At 69.0% G+C, this 21,694-nt stretch carries 18 protein-coding genes; 7 read left to right on the forward strand and 11 right to left on the reverse strand.

From position 1 onward, the window contains the following. The first annotated feature begins 54 nt into the window (after window positions 1-54). From glgX to I1A62_RS11905, 3 genes are read left to right on the forward strand one after another with little or no spacing between them, the layout of a single operon-like run. The gene (glgX, locus tag I1A62_RS11895; protein WP_219458768.1) at window positions 55-2,313 is read left to right on the forward strand and encodes a glycogen debranching protein GlgX; all 2,259 of its coding nucleotides are present in this window, start codon (window positions 55-57) and stop codon (window positions 2,311-2,313) included. 13 nt (window positions 2,314-2,326) lie between these two features. After that, window positions 2,327-4,696 carry a malto-oligosyltrehalose synthase gene (gene treY, locus I1A62_RS11900; RefSeq protein ID WP_219458769.1) on the forward strand — a complete coding sequence of 790 codons (2,370 nt, stop codon included), beginning with the start codon at window positions 2,327-2,329 and terminating at the stop codon, window positions 4,694-4,696. A 43-nt stretch (window positions 4,697-4,739) separates the two neighbouring features. After that, window positions 4,740-5,678, forward strand: a complete 939-nt coding sequence (locus I1A62_RS11905; protein WP_124389988.1) for an NADP-dependent oxidoreductase — start codon at window positions 4,740-4,742, stop codon at window positions 5,676-5,678. Between the two features lie 16 nt (window positions 5,679-5,694). On the opposite strand, the gene I1A62_RS11910 is transcribed toward I1A62_RS11905, so the two are convergent. Both I1A62_RS11910 and I1A62_RS11915 read right to left on the reverse strand, forming a co-directional pair. Then, complete coding sequence (locus I1A62_RS11910; protein WP_124389987.1) at window positions 5,695-6,324, reverse strand: TetR/AcrR family transcriptional regulator; 630 nt, start codon at window positions 6,322-6,324, stop codon at window positions 5,695-5,697. A 91-nt stretch (window positions 6,325-6,415) separates the two neighbouring features. Further along, window positions 6,416-6,604 (reverse strand): DUF1918 domain-containing protein, encoded by a 189-nt coding sequence (locus I1A62_RS11915; protein WP_005247576.1) that lies wholly within the window; start codon window positions 6,602-6,604, stop codon window positions 6,416-6,418. Window positions 6,605-6,713: 109 nt separating this feature from the next. On the opposite strand from I1A62_RS11915, the gene I1A62_RS11920 reads away from it, so the two are divergent. Both I1A62_RS11920 and treZ read left to right on the forward strand, forming a co-directional pair. After that, complete coding sequence (locus I1A62_RS11920) at window positions 6,714-6,863, forward strand: hypothetical protein (RefSeq protein ID WP_179220139.1); 150 nt, start codon at window positions 6,714-6,716, stop codon at window positions 6,861-6,863. A 40-nt stretch (window positions 6,864-6,903) separates the two neighbouring features. Beyond that, on the forward strand, window positions 6,904-8,637 hold the full coding sequence (gene treZ / locus I1A62_RS11925) for a malto-oligosyltrehalose trehalohydrolase (protein WP_219458770.1): 1,734 nt from the start codon (window positions 6,904-6,906) through the stop codon (window positions 8,635-8,637). Here treZ and I1A62_RS11930 read toward each other — a convergent pair. Further along, entirely contained in the window at window positions 8,604-10,169 is a 1,566-nt protein-coding gene (locus I1A62_RS11930; protein ID WP_124389985.1) for an MFS transporter, read from the reverse strand. The two genes, treZ and I1A62_RS11930, sit on opposite strands and share 34 nt — an antisense overlap. Window positions 10,170-10,291: 122 nt before the next feature. Between I1A62_RS11930 and I1A62_RS11935 the strand changes: the two genes are divergently transcribed. Beyond that, window positions 10,292-10,816 carry a TetR/AcrR family transcriptional regulator gene (locus I1A62_RS11935; RefSeq protein WP_087556262.1) on the forward strand — a complete coding sequence of 175 codons (525 nt, stop codon included), beginning with the start codon at window positions 10,292-10,294 and terminating at the stop codon, window positions 10,814-10,816. A gap of 4 nt (window positions 10,817-10,820) precedes the next feature. Here the strand turns inward: I1A62_RS11935 and ilvA are convergent, their stop codons facing one another. Genes ilvA through I1A62_RS11950 form a run of 3 tightly spaced genes read right to left on the reverse strand, consistent with a single transcriptional unit; the run spans window position 10,821 to window position 14,480 of the window. After that, the gene (gene ilvA / locus I1A62_RS11940; protein WP_124389984.1) at window positions 10,821-12,173 is read right to left on the reverse strand and encodes a threonine ammonia-lyase IlvA; all 1,353 of its coding nucleotides are present in this window, start codon (window positions 12,171-12,173) and stop codon (window positions 10,821-10,823) included. 43 nt (window positions 12,174-12,216) lie between these two features. Continuing rightward, on the reverse strand, window positions 12,217-13,992 hold the full coding sequence (locus tag I1A62_RS11945) for a pyruvate dehydrogenase (protein ID WP_219458771.1): 1,776 nt from the start codon (window positions 13,990-13,992) through the stop codon (window positions 12,217-12,219). A 53-nt stretch (window positions 13,993-14,045) separates the two neighbouring features. Further along, the gene (locus tag I1A62_RS11950) at window positions 14,046-14,480 is read right to left on the reverse strand and encodes a nitroreductase family deazaflavin-dependent oxidoreductase (RefSeq protein ID WP_124389982.1); all 435 of its coding nucleotides are present in this window, start codon (window positions 14,478-14,480) and stop codon (window positions 14,046-14,048) included. Window positions 14,481-14,650: 170 nt separating this feature from the next. On the opposite strand from I1A62_RS11950, the gene I1A62_RS11955 reads away from it, so the two are divergent. Then, window positions 14,651-14,887 carry a hypothetical protein gene (locus I1A62_RS11955; RefSeq protein WP_124389981.1) on the forward strand — a complete coding sequence of 79 codons (237 nt, stop codon included), beginning with the start codon at window positions 14,651-14,653 and terminating at the stop codon, window positions 14,885-14,887. Window positions 14,888-14,905: 18 nt separating this feature from the next. On the opposite strand, the gene dnaE is transcribed toward I1A62_RS11955, so the two are convergent. The 5 genes from dnaE to lspA form a co-directional block, all read right to left on the reverse strand. After that, entirely contained in the window at window positions 14,906-18,442 is a 3,537-nt protein-coding gene (dnaE, locus tag I1A62_RS11960; RefSeq protein WP_219458772.1) for a DNA polymerase III subunit alpha, read from the reverse strand. 98 nt (window positions 18,443-18,540) lie between these two features. Next, window positions 18,541-19,458 carry an EamA family transporter RarD gene (gene rarD, locus I1A62_RS11965; RefSeq protein WP_124389979.1) on the reverse strand — a complete coding sequence of 306 codons (918 nt, stop codon included), beginning with the start codon at window positions 19,456-19,458 and terminating at the stop codon, window positions 18,541-18,543. Next, entirely contained in the window at window positions 19,455-20,132 is a 678-nt protein-coding gene (locus tag I1A62_RS11970) for a hypothetical protein (protein ID WP_124389978.1), read from the reverse strand. The genes rarD and I1A62_RS11970 overlap by 4 nt, the downstream gene beginning before the upstream one ends. Before the next feature lies 1 nt (window position 20,133). Continuing rightward, window positions 20,134-21,060 (reverse strand): RluA family pseudouridine synthase, encoded by a 927-nt coding sequence (locus I1A62_RS11975; RefSeq protein ID WP_005260233.1) that lies wholly within the window; start codon window positions 21,058-21,060, stop codon window positions 20,134-20,136. Beyond that, window positions 21,057-21,653, reverse strand: a complete 597-nt coding sequence (lspA, locus tag I1A62_RS11980) for a signal peptidase II (RefSeq protein WP_192581723.1) — start codon at window positions 21,651-21,653, stop codon at window positions 21,057-21,059. The genes I1A62_RS11975 and lspA overlap by 4 nt, the downstream gene beginning before the upstream one ends. Between the last annotated feature and the right edge of the window lie 41 nt (window positions 21,654-21,694).

Genomic DNA, 21,694 nt, shown 5'->3' on the forward strand with positions numbered 1-21,694 from the left:
CGGTGCGCTCCCGTCGGGCTGAGAGCGACGCGAACGCGGGCTAGTGTTCTCGATATGGAAGCGAGCGAGTCGACCGGCACCACGCCCATTCCCGTGTGGCCCGGCAGCGCCTACCCACTGGGCGCCACCTACGACGGGGCCGGGACGAACTTCTCCTTGTTTTCCGAGGTCGCCGAGGCGGTCGATCTGTGCCTGATCGCGAAGGACGGCACGGAGACGCGGGTGCGTCTCGACGAGGTCGACGGCTACGTGTGGCACGCCTACCTGCCGACCGTCGTGCCCGGGCAACGGTATGGGTACCGGATCCACGGACCGTGGGACCCCTCGGCCGGGCACCGCTGCGACCCCAGCAAGCTGCTCCTCGACCCGTACGGCAAGGCGTTCGACGGCGAATTCGACGGCGACCGGTCCCTGTTCTCCTATGACATCGACGCCCCCGAGGATGCCGGGGACGACGAATACGAGGATGCCGCCCTGATCGTCGACACCGACGACGATATCGAGGCGGAGGACGCCGGGGACGCACTCGAAGCGGAAGCCGAGGACGACTCGGCGCCGGGGCTGCCCGGACACGATTCGCTCGGCCACACGATGACGACGGTCGTGATCAACCCGTTCTTCGACTGGGCCGCCGACCGCGCACCGAAACACCCGTATCACGACACCGTGATCTACGAGGCCCACGTCAAGGGCATGACGGCGACGCATCCCGGTGTGCCGGAAGAACTCCGCGGTACGTACGCGGGCCTCGCGCATCCGGTGATCATCGACCACCTCGTCGACCTCGGCGTCACCGCAATCGAACTGATGCCGGTGCACCAGTTCATGCACGATCAGACCCTGCTCGACAAGGGGCTGCGGAACTACTGGGGCTACAACACGTTCGGCTTCCTGGCCCCGCACACCGGGTATTCGTCGGCGGAGAAGCCGGGCGCGGCGGTGTCGGAGTTCAAGGCGATGGTCCGCTCGTTCCACGAGGCGGGCATCGAGGTGATCCTCGACGTGGTCTACAACCACACCGCCGAAGGCAACCATCTCGGTCCGACCATCTCGTTCCGCGGCATCGACAACGCCGCCTACTACCGGCTCGTCGACGGCGACGCCGAGCACTACATGGACTACACGGGCACCGGGAACAGCCTCAACGCCCGTCACCCGCACACGCTGCAGCTGATCATGGACTCGCTGCGGTACTGGGTCACCGAGATGCACGTCGACGGCTTCCGCTTCGACCTCGCGTCGACGCTCGCCCGCGAACTGCACGACGTCGACCGGCTCTCCGCGTTCTTCGACCTCGTCCAGCAGGATCCGATCGTCAGCCAGGTCAAGCTCATCGCCGAACCGTGGGACATCGGCGAGGGCGGGTACCAGGTGGGCAACTTCCCCGGCCTGTGGACGGAGTGGAACGGCAAGTACCGCGACACCGTCCGCGACTACTGGCGAGGCGAACCCGCGACGCTCGGCGAATTCGCGTCCCGGCTCACCGGCTCCTCCGACCTCTACGAGGCGACCGGGCGCCGCCCCGGCGCGAGCATCAACTTCGTCATCGCCCACGACGGGTTCACCCTGCACGACCTGGTGTCGTACAACGAGAAGCACAACGAGGCCAACGGCGAGGACAACAACGACGGCGAGAGTCACAACCGGTCCTGGAACTGCGGCGTCGAGGGCCCCACGGACGATCCGGAGATCCTCGATCTGCGGGGGCGGCAGAGCCGCAACATCCTGGCCACCCTCCTGCTCAGCCAGGGGACGCCGATGCTGGCGCACGGTGACGAGATGGGCCGCACCCAGCAGGGCAACAACAACGTGTACTGCCAGGACTCGGAACTGTCGTGGATGGACTGGTCGCTGGCCGATACCAACGCCGACCTCGTCGAGTTCACCAAACGGGTGATCGCGCTGCGGATGAAGAATCCGGTGTTCCGCCGCCGCCGGTTCTTCGAAGGCACCCCCATCCGCAGCGGCGACCAGACCCGCGACATCGCCTGGCTCACCCCGTCCGGTGAGGAGATGACCCCCGAGGACTGGGACAGCGGTTTCGGGAAGTCCCTCGCGGTGTTCCTCAACGGCGAGGGCATCCCCGAACCCAACCATCGCGGTGAGCGGGTGGTCGGCGACTCGTTCCTGCTGTGTTTCAACGCGCACGACGAAGAGATCGAGTTCTCCACGCCGAATTCCGATTACGCCGACGAGTGGGCGGTCGTGCTCGACACCGCCGTGCCGACGGGGGCGAAGGACGCGGTGATCAAGGCCGGGAATTCGCTGCAGGTCGAGTCCCGGTCGCTGGTCGTGCTGCGCCGGACCGCCTGAACCGGGGGCGACGATGGCGATCACGGCCACCTACCGGCTGCAACTGCGCGGAGACTGCTTCACCCTGGCGGACGCCGCCGCCGTCGCCGACTATCTGGACGACCTCGGGATCTCGCACGTCTACCTGTCGCCGATCCTGACGGCCACGACGGGCTCGACCCACGGTTACGACGTCACCGACGTCACCCGCGTGTCCCCCGCTCTCGGTGGCAGGGAGGCGCTGGCCGCGCTGTCGCAGGAGTTGCGCGGCCGCGGCATGGGCCTCGTCGTCGACCTGGTCCCCAATCATGTGGGCGTCGCGAATCCGCGTGAGAATGCCTGGTGGTGGGACGTTCTCACGCACGGTCGCGGCTCCGAATACGCCGACTTCTTCGACATCGACTGGAGCGAGGACAACGGCGCGGGCGGACGGCTCGCGCTGCCCGTCCTCGGATCGGACGCCGACCGCGAGTCGCTGACCGTCGACCGCTCGGGACCGGAGCCGCTGCTCGCGTTCTACGAGCACCGGTTCCCCATCGCCCCCGGCACGGACGCGACCGAGCCGGAGTCGGTGCACGACGCGCAGTCATACCGCCTGGTCCCGTGGAACTCCGGGCTCATCGGGTACCGCCGATTCTTCGCGGTCAGCGAACTGGCCGGGATCCGTCAGGAAGACCCCCGCGTGTTCGAGGCCTCGCACCGCGAACTGCGGAGCTGGGTGGCGGACGACTTGATCGACGGCGTGCGCATCGACCACCCCGACGGGCTGTCCGACCCGGCCGGGTACCTCGACCGGCTGCGCGGCGTGATCGGCGCGGACCGCTGGCTCGTGATCGAGAAGATCCTCGGCCACTCCGAACCCCTGGACGATCACCTGCCGATCGACGGCACCACCGGCTACGACGCACTGGCCGAACTCGGCGGCGTGTTCGTCGACCCGTCGGGAGCTCCCGCGCTCACCGCCCTGTCGGCGTCCCGCACGGGCGACCGGGGTGACGCGACGTGGATCCACGAGCACGAAACCGCGATCAAACGCGACGTCGCCGGCACCGGCCTCGCCCCGGAGATCCGGCGCCTCGTCCGCGCGATCCGCGCGGAGACGGGCACCGACTGCACCGCCGAGGACCTGCGCGATGCCGTCGTGGACGTCGTCGCGGCGATGCCCGTGTACCGGTCCGACTACAGTCCGCTCGCCGGGCTCGCGACCCGCGTGATCGGTGACGCCGCGCGGCGCGAACCGGGGCGGTCCGCGGCACTGTCCGCCCTCGCCGCCGCACTGATCGCCGACGAGGAGGCGGCCACCCGCTTCCAGCAGGTCTGCGGCGCGGTGATGGCGAAATCCGTGGAGGACTGCCTGTTCTACCGCACCGCCCGGCTGGTGTCGCTGCAGGAGGTGGGCGGCAACCCCGCGCACGTCGGCGTCTCCCCCGCCGAATTCCACCTCGCCGCCGCCGAGCGCGCCGGCCGGTGGCCGCGGGCGATGACGACGCTCTCGACGCACGACACCAAGCGCGGCGAGGATGTCCGCGCCCGGATCGGCATCCTGTCGCAGGTGCCGGACCTGTGGGCGGAATGCGTCGACCAGTGGGAGCGCATCGCCCCCAGCCCCGATCCCGCCACCGGACTGTTTTTGTGGCAGAACCTGTTCGGTGTGTGGCCGGTCGACGGCCGCGCCGCGGGCGACGTGCCCGACTTCCGCGACCGCGTCCACGCATACGCGGAGAAGGCCGTCCGGGAAGCCGGGACCCGGACGTCGTGGAACGACGTGAACGAGGACTTCGAACGCGACCTCCACCGCTGGCTGGACACCGTGATCGACGGCACCGTCGGGAAGGCGCTCGGGTCGCTGTGCACGCAACTGGCACCGCACGCCTGGTCCGATGCGCTCGGCCAGAAGCTCCTCCAGCTGTGCGGGCCCGGGATCCCGGACGTGTACCAGGGCACCGAACTGTGGGAGGACTCGCTCGTCGACCCCGACAACCGCCGTCCCGTGGACTACGACGTGCGTCGCACCGTGCTCGCTGGGCTCGGCACGCCTCCGGTCGACGCCACCGGCGCGGCGAAGATGCACGTCGTCCGGACGGCCCTACGGCTGCGCCGCGAGCGTCCGGGCAGCTTCGCAGGCGGGACGTACGCGCCGGTCTTCGCGTCGGGGACCGCGGCCGAACACCTGATCGGATTCACCCGCGGGCCCCGGGGGTCGGCGCCGGACGTCGTGGCCCTGGCCACCCGGCACAGCGTCGGGTTGCAGCAGGACGGCTGGGGCGACACCGCGGTGATCCTCCCGGACGGCACGTGGACCGACCTGCTCACCTCCGCGACGCACCCCGGCGGCCGCATCGACGCCGCCACCCTGTTCGCCCGCTACCCCATTGCCCTGCTGGCCCCCGTGAGTACTTCTTAACCGCCGGCGGTTAAGAAGTACTCACGGGGGTACTGGCCTCTGTATGCGACGTGTGGTTGCCCGGGCGTACGGAGGGCCGGAGGTCCTCGCGGTGGTCGATGCGGAGCCGGTGGGTCCCGCGCCGGGTGAGGTGGTGATCGAGGTCCGCGCGATCGGGGTCAACCCGATCGACTACAAGCTCTACAGCGGCGCGTTCGGCGCCGATCCCGTCGCGCTGCCGATGCGGCTGGGCAGCGAGGCGGCGGGCGTCGTCGCGGAGGTGGGTGACTCCGCCACGGGACCGAGGGGCCCGATCGCGGTGGGCGACGAGGTGATCGCGTACCCGTTGTCGGAGGCGTACGCAGACCGACTCGTGGTGTCGGGTGATTCGGTGGTCCCGAAACCGGCGTCGTTGCCGTGGAACGAGGCCGCCGGACTTCTCGCGGTGGGTGCCACGGCGGTCGACACCCTCGACACGGCGAACGTCGGCACCGGCGACCTGCTGCTCGTACACGGGGCTGCGGGCGGCGTGGGGTCGTTCGTCGTGCAGTTGGCGCGGGCCCGCGGCGCCACGATCATCGGCACGGCGCGCCCCGGGAACCACGACTACGTGCGGTCGCTCGGCGCGACCCCGGTGTCCTACGGGGACGGCCTGAGCGACCGGATCCGAGTCCTGGCACCGGACGGGGTGGACGCCGTCATCGACACCGCGGGCAGCGACGAGGCGATCGACGTCTCCGTGGACCTGGTGCGGGACCGGTCGCGGTTGGTGACGACCGTCCCCGGACCACGGGCGGGCGAGGCCGGTTTCCGGATCGTGGGCGCGCTGGGGCCTGAAGGCATGGAACCGCGGAAGCGGGCCCGCGGGTTCCTCGTCGACCTCGCGGGCAGCGGTGACGTGCGGGTGCGGGTCGCACGCACGTACGCGCTGTCGGAGGCGGCGCGCGCTCACGCCGATCTCCGGAAGCCGCACGCGGCGGGCAAATTCATCCTGTTGCCCTAGGCGGGGTTGCCGGCGCTCAGTGGAGCAGACTGGCCCGGATCGTCGCCTTCACCCAGTTCCGGTAGTCGTCGACGTCCCACCCGCACTGCAGGCGCAGCATCGAATACACCTGCGGGGACACGACCGTGAACAGCACGTCGGCGGCCCGCTGGACGGAGATCTCGGGGCGCAGCAGTTCGTGCGCGGCGAGCCCCTCGGCGAGGGTCATCGCATTCTCGGCGGACGCCCGCGCGCCCTCGTCGGCGAACCGCCGCATGTCCTCGTCCGCTCCCGAGGATTCGATCGACGTCGCCATCAGGGTGCCGGCCCGCTCCAGGACGTCGGTGCTGTACTCCACCATCTGTTCGAGGATCCGCTCCACCGGGTCGCCGTCCCGGGGTGTGCGGGCGGCAGGAGCGGCGTCGGTGTCGCCCTGGATCGCCGCGTGCAGTGCCTCGTGGAACAGTTCCGCCTTGCCGCCCGGGAACGCGGTGAAGACCGTGCGAGTGGACACCCCGGCTGACTCGGCCACGTTCCGCACCGTGGTGCTGACGTATCCGCGTTCGGCGAACAACCGGGCCGCGGCATCCCGGACGAGGAGGCGGGTCCGGCGCGCCGATTCCGCACGCAGCGGCGAAGAGTAGGGCCTCTTGGCGGAGTCGGGCACGGTCTCACGATAGACGCATTCGTTTCATCGATCGTGCAACCAATGCGACACGGCGATCCGCCGCGCCTGGACCAGGCGATACGCCCGATGCCTACGACTTCGGGTGTTCCACCCAGGCATCGGATCCGGGAAACACGAGGGCCTCGTGGCCGTCGTCGTATCGGACGAGATAGGGCGGTTCGCCGTTCTCGCCGTGTACCTCCACGACCTCGGCGGTCGTCTCGTGCACCCCGACCACCCGGCCTTGAACGTGCAACCGGTCTCCCACTGCTACGTGCATGACTGCTCCTCGCGACGTTCGAGTCCGTACTCTCAGCTTGCTACTTCCGGATGCGGGGCGAAAGGGCCGACTCGCCGCCATCTCCGCCGCCGTGTGCCATCGTGGGGGCATGGCTACCTATCGATACCTCGACAAGGACCGTAACGTGCTCGAGGAGCAGGACTTCGGCACCGTGCAGGACGCCGAGGAACACCGGCTGTCGGTTCTCGGCGCCGAGATCATCGAGGAGGTCGAGGACTCCTCCGCGCCCGAGAGCTGACTGTCCTGCGCGGCCCGCCCGGTCGAGGCATGCTGATCGGATGCACACATTCGAGGTATGGGCCCCGATCCCGACATCGGTTTCCGTGGAGGTCGACGGCAGGCGCCACGAGATGACCCCGTCGCCGGACGGGTGGTGGCGGGCCGACGTCGACGCGTCGCCGGACTCCCGGTACGCGTTCCTCCTCGACGACAGCGACACCCCGCTCCCCGATCCCCGGTCGCCGCGCCAGCCCGACGGCGTGCACAACCCGTCCCAGCTCCACACGCTCGACGAGAGCGTCTGGACCGACTCGCAGTGGACCGGGCGGCAGCTCGCCGGCTCCGTCGTCTACGAATTGCACGTCGGCACGTTCACTCCGGAGGGCACCTTCGCCGCCGCGATCGACCGGCTCGACCATCTCGTCGGACTCGGTGTCGACTTCGTGGAACTGATGCCCGTCAACGGGTTCAACGGAACCCACAACTGGGGATACGACGGCGTCCTCTGGTACACGGTGCACGAGGGCTACGGCGGACCGGACGGGCTGCAGACCCTCGTCGACGCGTGCCACACCCGCGGTCTCGGCGTCGTCCTCGACGCCGTCTACAACCACCTCGGACCGTCGGGGAACTACCTCGACCGGTACGGCCCGTACCTGGCGCAGGGCGCCAACACCTGGGGCCGCAGCATCAACCTGGACGGACCGGACAGCGGCGAGGTGCGCCGCTACATCATCGGCAACGCGCTGCGATGGTTCCGCGAGTTCCACATCGACGCGCTCCGACTCGACGCCGTCCACGCGCTCGTCGACCACACCGCCACCCACCTTCTCGAGGATCTGGCCGTCGAGACCCGCCGGCTGTCCGCGCATCTGAGGCGGCCACTGACGCTCATCGCCGAGAGCGACCTCAACGATCCGCGCCTGATCACGTCGCGGTCGGCAGGCGGCTGCGGCCTCGACGCCCAGTGGGACGACGACGTGCATCATGCCATCCACGCGGCGGTCTCGGGCGAGAGGCAGGGCTATTACGGAGATTTCGGTTCGATGGCCTGCCTCGCGGACACCCTGCGCCAGGGATGGTTCCATGCGGGCACGTTCTCGACGTTCCGGGGTCGCACGCACGGCAGACCGCTGGACACGCGGCGGATCCCGGCCAGTTCACTGGTCACGTACACGTGCACGCACGATCAGATCGGCAACCGGGCGATCGGCGACCGCCCCGGCACGTATCTCGATTCCGGGCAGCTTGCCGTGAAGGCGGCGCTCGTGCTCTGCTCGCCGTTCACGCCGATGCTGTTCATGGGCGAGGAGTGGGGGGCGAGCACCCCGTTCCAGTTCTTCACCTCGCACCCGGAGCCGGAGCTCGCGCGGGCGACGGCAGAGGGACGCAAGGCCGAGTTCGCGGAGCACGGCTGGAGCACGGACGACGTTCCGGACCCGCAGGACCCGGAGACGTTCGAGCGGTCCAAGCTCGACTGGGACGAACTGGCCCGGCAGCCGTACGCCCGGCTGCTGGACTGCTATCGCTCGCTGCTGCGGCTGCGCCGGGAGCGCGCCGAGCTGACGGACCCGTGGCTCGAGAACCTGTCCGTCGAGTACGACGAGGCGCAGCAGTGGATCGTGGTGCACCGCGGCGCACTTCGCCTGGCCTGCAATCTGAGTGCCGAACCGGTGACCGTCCCGGTCGGCGGCTCCCCCGTGCTGTGGTGGGAGCCGCCGACGCAGGACCAGACCGCGTCGGCGACGGTGCTACCGGGTCACTCGTTCGTGGTGCTCGACAGCTCGCCCTGACGGTCGCGCAGCATCCGCAGGACGAGGATCGCGGTCGCGAACAGGATCACGGCGGTCGCGCCCGCGGCGACGTGCATGCCGTCGACGAACGCCGACTGCGCGGACTCCAGGAACACCGCCCGCGCCGTCTCGGGGAGTTGCTGAGCCTCCGCGACCGCGGCACCGAGCGTGCCCTGCGCGGGCTCGATCTGCTCCTGCGGCAGCATCGACGTGTCGAGGCCGCTGCGGAAGATCGCCATGACGACGCTGCCGAGCACGGCCACACCGAGTGCGATGCCGAGTTCGTACGCGGTCTCGGACACCGCGGAGGCGGCGCCGGCCCGTTCGGGCTCGACGGCGCTCACCACGAGGTCGGACGTCAGCGTCAGCGCGATGCCGACACCGGCCCCGGCGAGACCGAAGCCGACCACGAACATCGTCGGGGCACCGTCCACGCCGAGCGTGAGCATCAGTGCCGCACCCACACCCGCGACGGCGAGGCCGCTGCCGAGCACGTGCGAGGTGGCCCACCGGCGCACCATCCAGGCCGCCGCGAGCGCGGTGACCGCGCTCATCAGCATGCCGGGCAGCATCAGCACACCCGATTCGAACGCGCTGTTGCCCAGCACCAACTGCAGGTACTGCGAGCCGAAGAACAGCACACCGGCGAGCGCGAAGATGGACAGCAGGTTGGTGAGGACGGCGGTCGAGAACGCGGGCTTCGCGAACAGGCCGATGTCGATCATCGGGTCCTTCATCGACTTCTGCCTGCGCACGAACACCACACCCGACAGGACGCCGACGAGACCGACGCCGAGGAGCATCGGGTCGAGGCCGTGCACCACGGTTTCCTTGACCGCGTACACCAGCGGCAGCATCGTCGTCATCGACAGTGCCGCGCTGAGCAGGTCGAACCGTCCCGGCGCGGGATCCTTGGATTCGGGGATCACGAGCGGTCCCACGGCGATCAGCACCAGCATCACGGGGAGGTTGATCAGGAACACCGAGCCCCACCAGAAGTGCTCGAGCAGCCAGCCGCCGATCAGCGGGCCCGCCGCGGTGCCGCCGCCGGCCATCGCGCCCCACACGCCGATGGCGAGGGTCCGCTGGCGCGGGTCGACGAAGATCGTGCGGATCAGGCCGAGGGTCGCGGGCATCAGCGTGGCACCCGAGATTCCCTGCAGCACACGGGCCGCGATGAGCATCTCGGGTGTCGGCGCCCATGCCGCGATCAGCGACGCGATACCGAATCCGGCGGCGCCGATCAGCAGCAGACGGCGCCGTCCGATCCGGTCGCCGAGTGTGCCCATGGTGATGAGCAGTCCGGCGAGGACGAAGGAGTAGACGTCGATGATCCACAGCAGCTGCGTGCTGCTGGGCTCGAGGTCGGCGCTGATGAACGGCAGTGCGAGGTCGAGCACCGTGCCATCGACGGCGATCAGGAGGACGGCGAAGGCCAGGACGACCAATCCGAGCCAGTCTCGGCGTGATGCGGAGGACTGACCTGGCGCGCCGTAGGCGTCGTTGATCCCGCGATCCGTGGAGACAGACATTTATCTTCCTGCGACTTTCGATTGGGGCCGGCACCCGATGAACCGTCCGGCCGGTACAGTTCCGTTACATTACCGTGAACCGTCCGGACGGTAAAGTTATTTTCCGGGTACAGTCCCTCTCCATGGCTGCCGGTACGCGCGATCGAATACTCGACGCCCTCGAGAAGCTGCTGCTCGACGTGGGGATAGCCCAGGTGACCCTCGAAGCCGTCGCGGCGGAGGCCGGGGTGTCCAAGGGCGGACTGCTCTATCACTTCCCCAGCAAGGAAGCGCTCCTCGCCGCCATGGTGCGCCGGCTCGGCGAGCGGGCCGACGCCCAGCTCGCCGACGCCGTGTCCGGCGGCACCTCGATGTCCGAGTGGTATCTGCAGGTCCCCGACGCGAGCACCACCGAGGAACTCGCCCTCTACCGTTCGACCATCGCCGCCCTACGGAGCGTCGACGGTCAGCACGACGAGATCCAGAAGGCCGTCACCGACGTCATGCGCAGCTGGGACGAGGGCCTGCAGGACGAGATCGATGATCCCGTGCAGGCCGAGATCGTGCGCCTCGTCGGCGACGGCATCTACCTGGCCGCGCTGCTCAGGCTTCCCATGCCCGAGCCCGAGCTGTACAAGAAGGTCGTCGCGCGGCTGCTGCAGAAATAGCGGCTCAGGTGAGGTAGCGGTACGCGGGGCTTCCCGGCTCCAGGCGTTCCACCTGCATCCGGGACTGCTCCATCCGTTCGAGCAGCTCGCCGAGCCCCTCCGCCTTGCCGAGCTCGATACCCACCAAGGCGGCGCCGGTCTCCCGGTTGTTCCGCTTCACGTACTCGAACAGGGTGATGTCGTCCTCGGGGCCGAGCACCTCGTCCAGGAAGCGGCGCAGGGCGCCCGGCTCCTGCGGGAAGTCGACGAGGAAGTAGTGCTTGAGACCGAGATTCACCAGCGAGCGTTCCAGGATCTCGCCGTACCGCGAGACGTCGTTGTTGCCGCCAGAGATCAGGCACACCACCGTGGAACCGGGCTCGAACGTGATGTTCCCGAGCGCCGCCACCGACAGCGCGCCCGCCGGCTCGGCGATGATGCCCTCGTTCTGGTACAGCTCGAGCATCGCGGTGCACAGCGCACCCTCGTCGAGGTTGGTCATCACGAACGTCTCCGGATCGAGCCGGATCGTGGACGACCGATCCGCCTGGCCCAGCGACGTGTGCGTCACTACCTCGGCGCCCAGGGCGGACACCACGGCGTAGGGCAGGTCGCCGACCCGCTTCACCGACGCGCCGTCGACGAACGGGTCGATCTCCGTCAGCGTCACGGGACCACCGGCCACCAGGGCCGCCGTCATCGACGCCGCCCCCGTCGGCTCCACCCCGACGATGGCCGCGCGGGGTGCGTGCGCGTGCAGATACGTGGCGATGCCGGCGATGCACCCGCCGCCGCCGACCGGAACCAGGACGGAATCGGGGGCGCTGCCGAGCTGCGCGAGGATCTCGGCGGCGATGGTGCCTTGACCGGCCGCGGTCCGGGCGTCGTCGAACGGTGCAACCATCGTCGCGCCCGTCCGCCGCACATCGTCGGCGGCCGCAGCGGCGGCGGCGTCGTACGTCTCCCCCGTCAGGATCAGCTCGACGAACTCGCCGCCGTGCGCCCGGATGCGATCACGCTTCTGCTTGGGGGTGTTCGACGGGACGTAGATGCGGCCGGTGATTTCCATTGTCCGGCAAGCGAACGCGACGCCCTGCGCATGGTTACCGGCGCTGGCCGTCACGACTCCGGCGGCACGCTCGGCGGCATCGAGCTGGGCCATGAGGTTGTAGGCGCCGCGAAGTTTGTAGGAGCGGACGACCTGCAGGTCTTCCCGCTTGAGGTACACGTTCGCGCCGGTCAGGGACGACAGGCGTTCGCTCCACTGCAGTGGGGTCGCGTCGATCACGTGGGAAATTCGCTCGATGGCCGCGTCGATGTCGCCCACTGTCAGGGGCGAGGTGATGTTCTGGGCTGCGGTATCGGGCGATGTGGACACCCGGATATGTTCCCACTCTCCGGCCATGGGATACCAGTCGGGTTCAGCCGCGCGGATCGAACTGCGACGGTCGCGGCACGTTCCGGACGTTCGACTTCGCCATTTTCACGGCCTCGCCGACACCTCCGTTCATCACCATCTTCGACAGCGCCAATGCGAAACCGGTGAGCTGGCCACCCGTGATGGTCGGTGGCAGCGACAGCGCCAACGGGTCGGTGACGAGATCGACGAGGGCCGGTCCGTCGTGATCGAATGCCTGCCGCAGACCCGATTCGATGTCGGCCGGATTCTCGATCCGGCGGGCGAAGATGCCCAGCGCGGAGGCCACCGCCGAATAGTCGACCGGCGCGACGTCGACCCCGAAATCAGGCAGCCCGTCCACCAGCATCTCCAGCTTGACCATGCCGAGGGTGGAGTTGTTGAACACCACGATCTTGACCGGGAGCCGGTACATCGCGACCGTCACCAGCTCCCCCAGCAGCATCGACAGCCCGCCGTCGCCCGACACGGACACCACCTGCCTGCCGGGCGCGCACACCTGGGCGCCGATCGCATGCGGCAGGGCGTTCGCCATCGATCCGTGCAGGGCCGAGGAGAGGAAACGCCGCGAGCCGTTCGGCGTCAGGTAGCGCGCCGTCCACACGTTCGACATTCCCGTGTCCGTGGTGAAGATCGCGTCCTCGGCGGCCAGGTCGTCGAGGATCGACGCCGCGTACTCGGGGTGGATCGGGACGCGCTGCTTGGCAGGTTTCGTGTATGCGCCGACCACCTTGTTCATCAGCGTCCGGTGCTTGTCGAGCATGTCGTCGAGGAAGCGGCGGTCGTCCTTGCGCCGGATCAGCGGGGCGAGCGCACGCAACGTGCTCCCCACGTCGCCGTGCACCGCCAGGTCGACGTCTGTTCTCCGGCCGATTCGCTGTGCGGCCCAGTCGATCTGCGCGGTGCGGACGCCGTCCGGCAGGAACTGGTTGTACGGGAAGTCCGTTCCGACGAGCAGCAGGAGATCGGCGCCGTGCATCCCGTCGTGCGCCGCCCCGTACCCCAGCAGTCCCGTCATCCCGACATCGAAGGGGTTGTCGTACTGGATCCATTCCTTGCCGCGGAGGGTGTGGCCGATCGGCGCACCTATCGTGTCGGCCAGGCCGAGCAACTCCTCGCGAGCCCCGCGCACCCCTTCGCCGGCGAAGATCGCGACCTTCGCCGCCGCGTTCACGGTGTCCGCGAGCGCCTGGACGTCGGACTGGTCGGGCACGATCGCCGGCGCACCGGTGCGCGGCACCGACGGCGCCCGCCCCTCGGCGGGGCGGTCCGCGATGTCGCCCGGCAGGGTGATCACCGCGACACCGGACAGCGCGGTCGCGTGCGCGATGGCGGACGCCGTGACGCGCGGGGCCTGCGCGGGACTTCCGATCAGCTCGGCGTACCGGGAGCACTCGACGAAAAGCCGATCCGGGTGCGTCTCCTGGAAGTAGCCGAGACCGATCTGCTCGCTCGGAATCTGCGCCGCGATCGCGAGCACCGGCGCCCCCGAGCGGTCCGCGTCGTAGAGACCGTTGATCAGATGAAGATTTCCCGGCCCGCACGAGCCGGCGCAGACCGCCAGCTTACCGGTGACCTGCGCCTCCGCGGCCGCGGCGAAGGCGGCGGCCTCCTCGTGCCGTACGTGGATCCAGTCGATCCCGCCCTTCTCCGCGCCGCCCGACCGCCGGACCGCGTCGACGACGGGATTGAGGCTGTCGCCCACGATTCCGTAGATCCGCCGGACGCCGGCATCCTGGAGTTGACGCACCAGCTGATCGGCAACGGTTTTCGCTCTCATCGGGCCTCCGGTCGGGGACGGTCGAACGGCGAAAGACAGCGGCGGGGCGAGACTCAGGCGGGTTCGAGCACGAACACCGGGATCTGCCGGTCGGTCTTCTTCTGATAATCGGCGTAGTCCGGGAACGCGGCGACGGCCCGCTCCCACCACGTGGCCTTCTCGTCGCCCGTCACCTCACGGGCCACCATGTCGTGGGTCGCCGAGCCGTCGCGGAGTTCGACGTGCGGTTCGGCCTTCACGTTGTAGTACCAGACCGGGTTCTTCGGGGCGCCGCCGAGCGAGGCGACGACCGCGTACGTCCCGTCGTGCTCGACACGCATCAGCGGCGTCTTGCGGATCTTGCCGGATTTCGCTCCCCGGGTGGTCAGCAGGACGACGGGCCTGCCGCCCAACGTCGTGCCCTCGGCACCGTCGGTGGATTCCATCAACTCGGCCTGATCCGCTGCCCACTTGGACGGACTGGGTTCGTATTCACCTGTGAGTGGCATGCGTCCAGTCAACACCTGGTCCGCGAGAGCCCGCCACCGATTCCACCGAACCAGCGCACATGCGAAGGACCGCATCAGTTTGTTCGTTGCGCCGAACTCCGGATTCCGAGTACCCTGATCGCACGCGGGGACGTCCGCTCCCCCGACCCACTCCAGTGAGGTGACCTGCGATGACGACACACGACGCTTGGGTGCGCCGCGATGTGCGCCGCAGCGCACCCACAAGGACCGTCGATCTCGCCGGCACCGAGTGGCCCCTCTACAAGCTGGAGGCCCTGGCAGTCGCGCTGCTGGTCTTCGTCACGATCCTCGTCGTCACCCAGACGCTGCAGGCGGCCGTTCTCACCGCCGCCGCGGCCGCCGTCGTGGTGTGGTGGGCGCGGCGGCTCTTCCCGCCGCGCTCCTAGCCGCATCCGTCAGAGCGATCACACGGACAGGCAGCTCGGTCCGAGCAGCGCCTTGAGGTCGCCCATCAACGCCGACGACGGTTCCACCCGGAGCACGTCGTCCACCTTCCACAACGTGACCTCGGTGCCGCCGATCAACCGCACGTGCACGTCCGACGTGCCCGGATGGCGGGTGAGCACCTGCCGCAGCGCGCCGATCTTGTCCTTGGTGCACTGACGCAGCGGCAGACTGACCGCCAACGGCTTCGCGACCCCCACCGCCGAGAGGTCCGGCACCGCAAGGTCGTTGGCGATGAGTGAGATCCGGTCGTCGCGGATCGACACGCGCGCTTTGACGAGCACCACGGAGTCCTCCGTGACGTCCATCCCGTACACCGAGTAGGCCTGCGGGAAGAACAGCACTTCGATACCACCGGTCAGGTCCTCGAGCTGAGCGGACGCCCACGTGAGACCGTTCTTGTTGATCCTCCGGTTCACCGACGCGAGGATGCCGCCGACGGTGACCTGGGTGCCGTCCTTGATGTCGCCTTCGAGGATGGTCGGGATCGCGGTGTCGGACTGCGCCGACAGCACGTGCTCGACGCCGTTGAGCGGGTGCCCGGACACGTACAGTCCCAGCATTTCCCGCTCCAGCGCCAACCGGTGCTTGGAGTCCCACTCCTCCTCGGGGATCTTCACGTTGAACACCGACGCGATCGACTCGTCGGCGTCGTCGCCGCCGAACAGGTCGAACTGGCCGATCGCCTCCGCCTTCTTGGTGCCCATCACCGCGTCGATGGCGTCGGCGTGGACGAGCATGAGCCCCTTGCGCGGGTGGCCCAGCGAGTCGAATCCGCCTGCCTTGATCAGCGATTCGGTGACCTTCTTGGAGCAGGCGGCAGCGTCGATCTTGTTGAGGTAGTCGGAGAAGTCGACGAACTTGGACTTCTCCTTGCGCGCCTTGATGATCGAGCCCACCACGTTGGCACCGACGTTGCGGACGGCGCCCATGCCGAACCGGATGTCCTCTCCGACGGAGGCGAAGTTGACCTCCGATTCGTTGACGTCCGGCGGCAGCACGGTGATGCCCATCTTGCGGCAGTCCGCGAGGTAGACGGCGGCCTTGTCCTTGTCGTCACCGACCGAGGTGAGCAGACCGGCCATGTACTCGGCCGGATAGTTGGCCTTGAGGTACCCGGTCCAGAACGACACCAGGCCGTATCCGGCGGCGTGCGACTTGTTGAACGCGTACCCGGCGAACGGGAGGATGGTGTCCCACAGCGCCTTGATGGCGGGCTCGGAGAACTCGTTCGCGAGCATGCCCTCGCGGAAGCCTGCGTACGCCTCCTCCAGCACCGACAGTTTCTTCTTACCCATGGCGCGGCGGAGAATGTCGGCCTGTCCGAGCGAGTACCCGGCCACCTTCTGCGCGATCTGCATGATCTGCTCCTGGTAGACGATCAGGCCGTACGTGTCGGCCAGGATCTCCTTCAGGGGCTCCTCGAGTTCCGGGTGGATGGGTTTGACCTCTTGCCGCCCGTTCTTGCGGTCGGCGTAGTCGTTGTGCGCGTTCATGCCCATCGGACCGGGCCGGTACAGCGCGAGCACCGCGACGATGTCCTCGAAGCCGGTGGGCTGCATGCGGCGCAGCAGGTCGCGCATTGCGCTGCCGTCGAGCTGGAACACCCCGAGAGTGTCACCGCGCGAGAGCAGTTCGTACGTGGCCGTGTCGTCGAGCGCGAGGGTGTCGAGATCGAGTTCGATGCCCCGGTTCGCCTTGATGTTGTCGATGGCGTCACCGATGACGGTGAGGTTCCGCAGTCCGAGGAAGTCCATCTTCAGCAGGCCGATGGCCTCGCACGACGGGTAGTCCCAGCCGGTGATGATGGCGCCGTCCTGGGCGCGCTTCCACACGGGAATCGCGTCCATCAGCGGTTCGGACGACATGATCACCGCGCAGGCGTGGACGCCGGCGTTTCGGATCAGGCCCTCGAGTCCCTTGGCCGTCTGGTAGATCTTCGCGACGTCCGGGTTGGAGTCGATGAGGGCGCGAACCTCCACCGCTTCCTTGTAGCGCTCGTGGGTCGGGTCGGTGATGCCGGACACCGAGATGTCCTTGGCCATGATCGGCGGCGGCAGCGCCTTCGTGATCTGGTCGGCGATCGCGAAACCGGGCTGACCGAACTGGACTCGGGCGGAGTCCTTGATGGCCGCCTTCGTCTTGATGGTGCCGAACGTGATGACCTGGGCGACGCGGTCGCTGCCCCACTTGTCCGTCGCGTAGCGCACCATCTCGCCGCGACGGCGATCGTCGAAGTCGATGTCGATATCGGGCATGGACACGCGCTCGGGGTTCAGGAACCGCTCGAACAGCAGGCCGTGCGGGATGGGGTCGATGTTGGTGATGCCCATCGCGTAGGCGACGAGCGAACCGGCGGCCGAGCCTCGGCCGGGGCCGACCCGGATGCCGACCTCGCGCGCGTGGTTGATGAGGTCGCCGACGACGAGGAAGTAGGCGGGGAAACCCATTTCCAGGATGACGCCGATCTCGTAGTCGGCGCGGGCCAGGTACTCCTTGGGCGGTCCGTCGGGGAACCGGCGGTCCAGCCCGCGGAGGACCTCCTTGCGCAGCCAGGTGCCCTGCGTCTCGCCCTCGGGAACCGGGAAGATCGGCATCCGGTCGTGGTGCGCCCACACGTCGTCGTACGGCTGGACACGCTCGGCGATGAGCAGGGTGTTGTCGCACGCGCCGGGCACCTGGTCGTCCCACAGAGCCCGCATCTCCGCGGCGGACTTGAGGAAGTAGCCGTCACCGTCGAACTTGAACCGGGTGGGGTCGGACAGCGTCTTGCCGGTCTGGATGCAGAGCAGCGCCTCGTGGTTCTCCGCTGCTTCCTTCGTGACGTAGTGGCAGTCGTTGGTGGCGAGCGGCGGAATCTCGAGCTTCTTGCTGATCTCGAGGAGGCCCTCACGCACGCGTCGCTCGATCGACAGTCCGTGGTCCATCAGCTCGAGGAAGAAGTTGTCCTTGCCCCAGATCTCCTGCCACTTGGCGGCCGCCTCGAGCGCCTCGCGGTCGTGGCCGAGTCGCAGCCGGGTCTGGATCTCGCCGGACGGGCAGCCCGTGGTCGCGATGATGCCCTCGTGGTGGGTGGCGATGAGGTCTTCGTCCATGCGCGCCCACTTGCCGAGCTGACCCTCGATCGACGCGAGCGAGGACAGCTTGAACAGGTTCCGCAGACCGGTCGCGTTCTCCGCGACCATCGTCATGTGGGTGTACGCACCGCTACCGGAGACGTCGTCGGACTTCTGGCTGCGGTCGCCCCACAGCACACGCTTGGTGTTGAAACGGGACTCGGGCGCCACGTACGCCTCGATGCCGATGATCGGCTTGATGCCCTGCTTCTTCGCCACGTTGTAGAACTCGCTGGCGCCGTACATGTTGCCGTGGTCGGTCATGCCGACCGCCGACATCTCCAGCCGCGCGGCCTCTTCGAACAGGGGGCCGACCTTGGCCGCACCGTCGAGCATCGAGTACTCGGTGTGATTGTGCAGATGTACGAACGAGTCAGCCACGTGCGCCTCTCTGAAGGTCTGGGAGCCTCACGAGTGTAGGCCCTCGGACCGACAGTTCCGGTCGCCGACGGCGGGTGTCGGCGAAGTCGTGACGCGAGTTACGGGACGGGCGCCTGGGACGGGGCGGGATTGCGCCGTTCGCGCCGGACCCGTACCAGCGCATCGGTACTGAAGATCGCGAGCGCCACCCAGATCAGGGCGAATCCGATCCACCGCGACGCGGGCATGTCCTCGTGGAGGACGGCGACGCCCCAGGCCATCTGCAGCGCCGGTGTCAGGTACTGCAGCATGCCGAGTGTGCGCAACGGCACCCGTTGCGCCGCGGCGCCGAACAGCAGCAGCGGCAGGGCGGTCACCGGGCCCGCGGCCATCAGCAGCAGGGTGTGCCCGACGCCGAACCCCAGGAACGTGCCTGCTCCGGTGAGGGCGAGGAACACGAGGTAGCCGACCGCGACGGGTGCGGCAACGATGCCCTCGGCGGTGAGGCTCGTCCGCGGGTCGAGCGGCATCACCTTCTTGCACAGTCCGTACAGCGCGAACGAGGCGGCCAGGGTGAGCGCGATGTACGGCGGATGCCCGTAGTCGACGGTGATCACGATCACCGCGACCGTGGCGAGGGCGAGCGCGACGATCTGGGCCGGGACGAGCCGTTCCCGGAAGATCACGACGCCCAGGAGCACGCTCACCAACGGGTTGATGAAGTAGCCGAGCGCCGTCTCGACCACCCGGTCGGACGTGACCCCGTAGATGTAGGTGCCCCAATTGACGGCGATGGCCGTCGAGGCGGCCGTGACCAGCAGCCAGGTGCGCGCGCTGAGCCCGCGCAGCGAGTGGAGCCGGCCCGAGACCGCGAGGACGAGAAACATGAGTGCGAGCGTCCACACCACGCGGTGCGCGAGGATCTCCACCGACCCGGCAGGGCCGAGGAGACCGAAGAACGCCGGGAACGCGCCCCACAGCACGTAGGCGCCGACTCCGCAGGCGGCGCCCACGGTTTCCGCCTTGCGCGCCGTCACGAGCCGCTCCCCGGGACGACCCCGTCGTCGGGACCGGGCGCGACGGTCTCGACCTGCTCCGGCAGCAGCGGGCGCACCGCGAACCGCCCGGCGACGGCGTCGGCGCCGAGCGCTTCGACCGCCCGGACGTCCGGTTCGGACCGCAGCGCGGCCAGGGCGTCGTGATCGCCGCGGACGACGGCGCCGATCACGCACGCGCAGTTCCCGGCGAGTTCCGCCGACGAAACCGCCGCGATCTGCGCCTGCCGCTCCGTCTCGCCCGTCATCGCCTGGGCGCGGCCGGCGGCCAGGTCGCTCGCCCGGGCGAGGGCCGCGTCGCCTGCCGCGACGGACACGGGCACGAAGGGGGTCTGCACCCGGTCGAGCGGCACGCGGAAGAGCACCTGCGACACCCGGGTGCCGGACGCGGCGTCCCGGACGGTGTCCGTGGTCACCGGACGCGTGAACGAGACCAGCGCCCACCGCTCCTGGCGGCCGTCCGCCTCGTCGAGCGATCGGTCCGCCCGGGCCAGGTAGTCGGCCACCACTTCCCCGTTGTCCGGGCCCAGCGTGTCCGTCGACACGGGCGTGCGCCGGACAGGGTTCAGCGCCCCGAGCACGACGGTCACCGCGATCAGGACGACAGCGGTGAGCACCGCCGGCACCGCGGTACCGCCGGGGCGCGGGAGCCGCACCTCAGCTCGCCCGCAGAACCCCGAGAGCGTCCTCGAGATCCTTCGGGTACTTGGACGTGATCTCGACCCACCGCCCGTCCGCGGGATGCGCGAACCCGAGCGACCGGGCGTGCAGCCACTGGCGCTCCAGCCCGAGGCGTTCGGCCAGCCGCGGGTCGGCCCCGTACGTGAGGTCGCCGCAGCACGGGTGCCGCAGCGCGGCGAAGTGGACGCGGATCTGATGGGTCCGGCCCGTCTCCAGGTGGATGTCGAGCAGGCTCGCCGCCTGGAACGCCTCGACCGTGTCGTAGTGGGTGATGCTGGGTTTGCCGTCCGCGGTGACCGCGAACTTCCAGTCGTTGCTGCGGTGCCTGCCGATGGGGGCGTCGATGGTTCCGCTGCTCGGATCCGGGTGACCCTGCACCAGCGCGTGGTACCGCTTGTCGATGGTCCGCTGTTTGAACGCGCGCTTGAGGAGTGTGTAGGCGCGCTCCGACGTGGCCACCACCATCACTCCGGACGTGCCGACGTCCAGCCGGTGCACGATGCCCTGGCGCTCGTGCGCACCGGACGTCGAGATCCGGAAGCCCGCGGCGGCGAGGCCACCGATCACCGTCGGACCGGTCCACCCGACACTGGCGTGGGCCGCGACCCCGACGGGTTTGTCGACGGCGACCACGTCGTCGTCGGCGTACAGGATCTCCATGCCCTCGACGGGTTCCGCCTCGATGGTCAGCGGCCGCGGCGGCTCGGGCAGTTCCACCTCCAGCCAGGTGCCTGCGGACAGCCGGTCGGACTTGCCGACCGGAGCGCCGTCGACGAGCACCGACCCCTCCTCGGTGAGCTGCGCGACCGCGGTGCGCGACAGACCGAGCAGTCGAGCGAGGCCGGCGTCGACCCGCATCGCTTCGAGCCCGTCCGGGACCGGCATCGACCGTGTTTCCCTCACTTCTCTTCCCCCTTGCGTGTTCCGTCAGGTTCCAGCCCCACCAGGGTGAGCACGACGAGCAGGATCGCACCGCACACGATCGCGGAGTCCGCGACGTTGAACACCGGCCACCAGCCGACGGAGACGAAATCGACGACGTGCCCCTGCATCACTCCGGGGGCCCGGAAGAACCGGTCGACGAGATTGCCGAGGGCACCTCCCAGCACGAGCCCGAGACCGAGCGCCCACCACGGCGACCGCAGCGTCCGGCCGATGCGGACGACGCCGACCACCACACCCACGGCGACGAGGGTGAGTAGCCACGTCATGCCGGTGGCCATGGAGAACGCCGCGCCGGGGTTGCGCACGAGCCGCAGCGAGACGAGGTCCCCGATCAGCCAGACCGGGCGCCCGGGCTCGATGTTGGCGACGGCGAGGATCTTCGTCAGCAGGTCGGTCGCGAGGATCGTCCCTGCGATCGCGAACAGCAGCAGCCTGCGCTGATGCTTCGCCGGCCGGGGGGCTACGGCGCCGGACGTGTCACCGTCGTTCCGGTCTTCGGCGTCGGTCTCGTTCTCTGCCGTGGGGTCTTGACTCACCCGTTCATCATCCACTACGGAGGCAAGCCTCCGTTCACGCGCTCCCGCGCGCACTA

This window comes from Rhodococcus sp. USK10, assembly GCF_019378875.1.
Lineage (GTDB): Bacteria > Actinomycetota > Actinomycetes > Mycobacteriales > Mycobacteriaceae > Rhodococcus_F > Rhodococcus_F pseudokoreensis.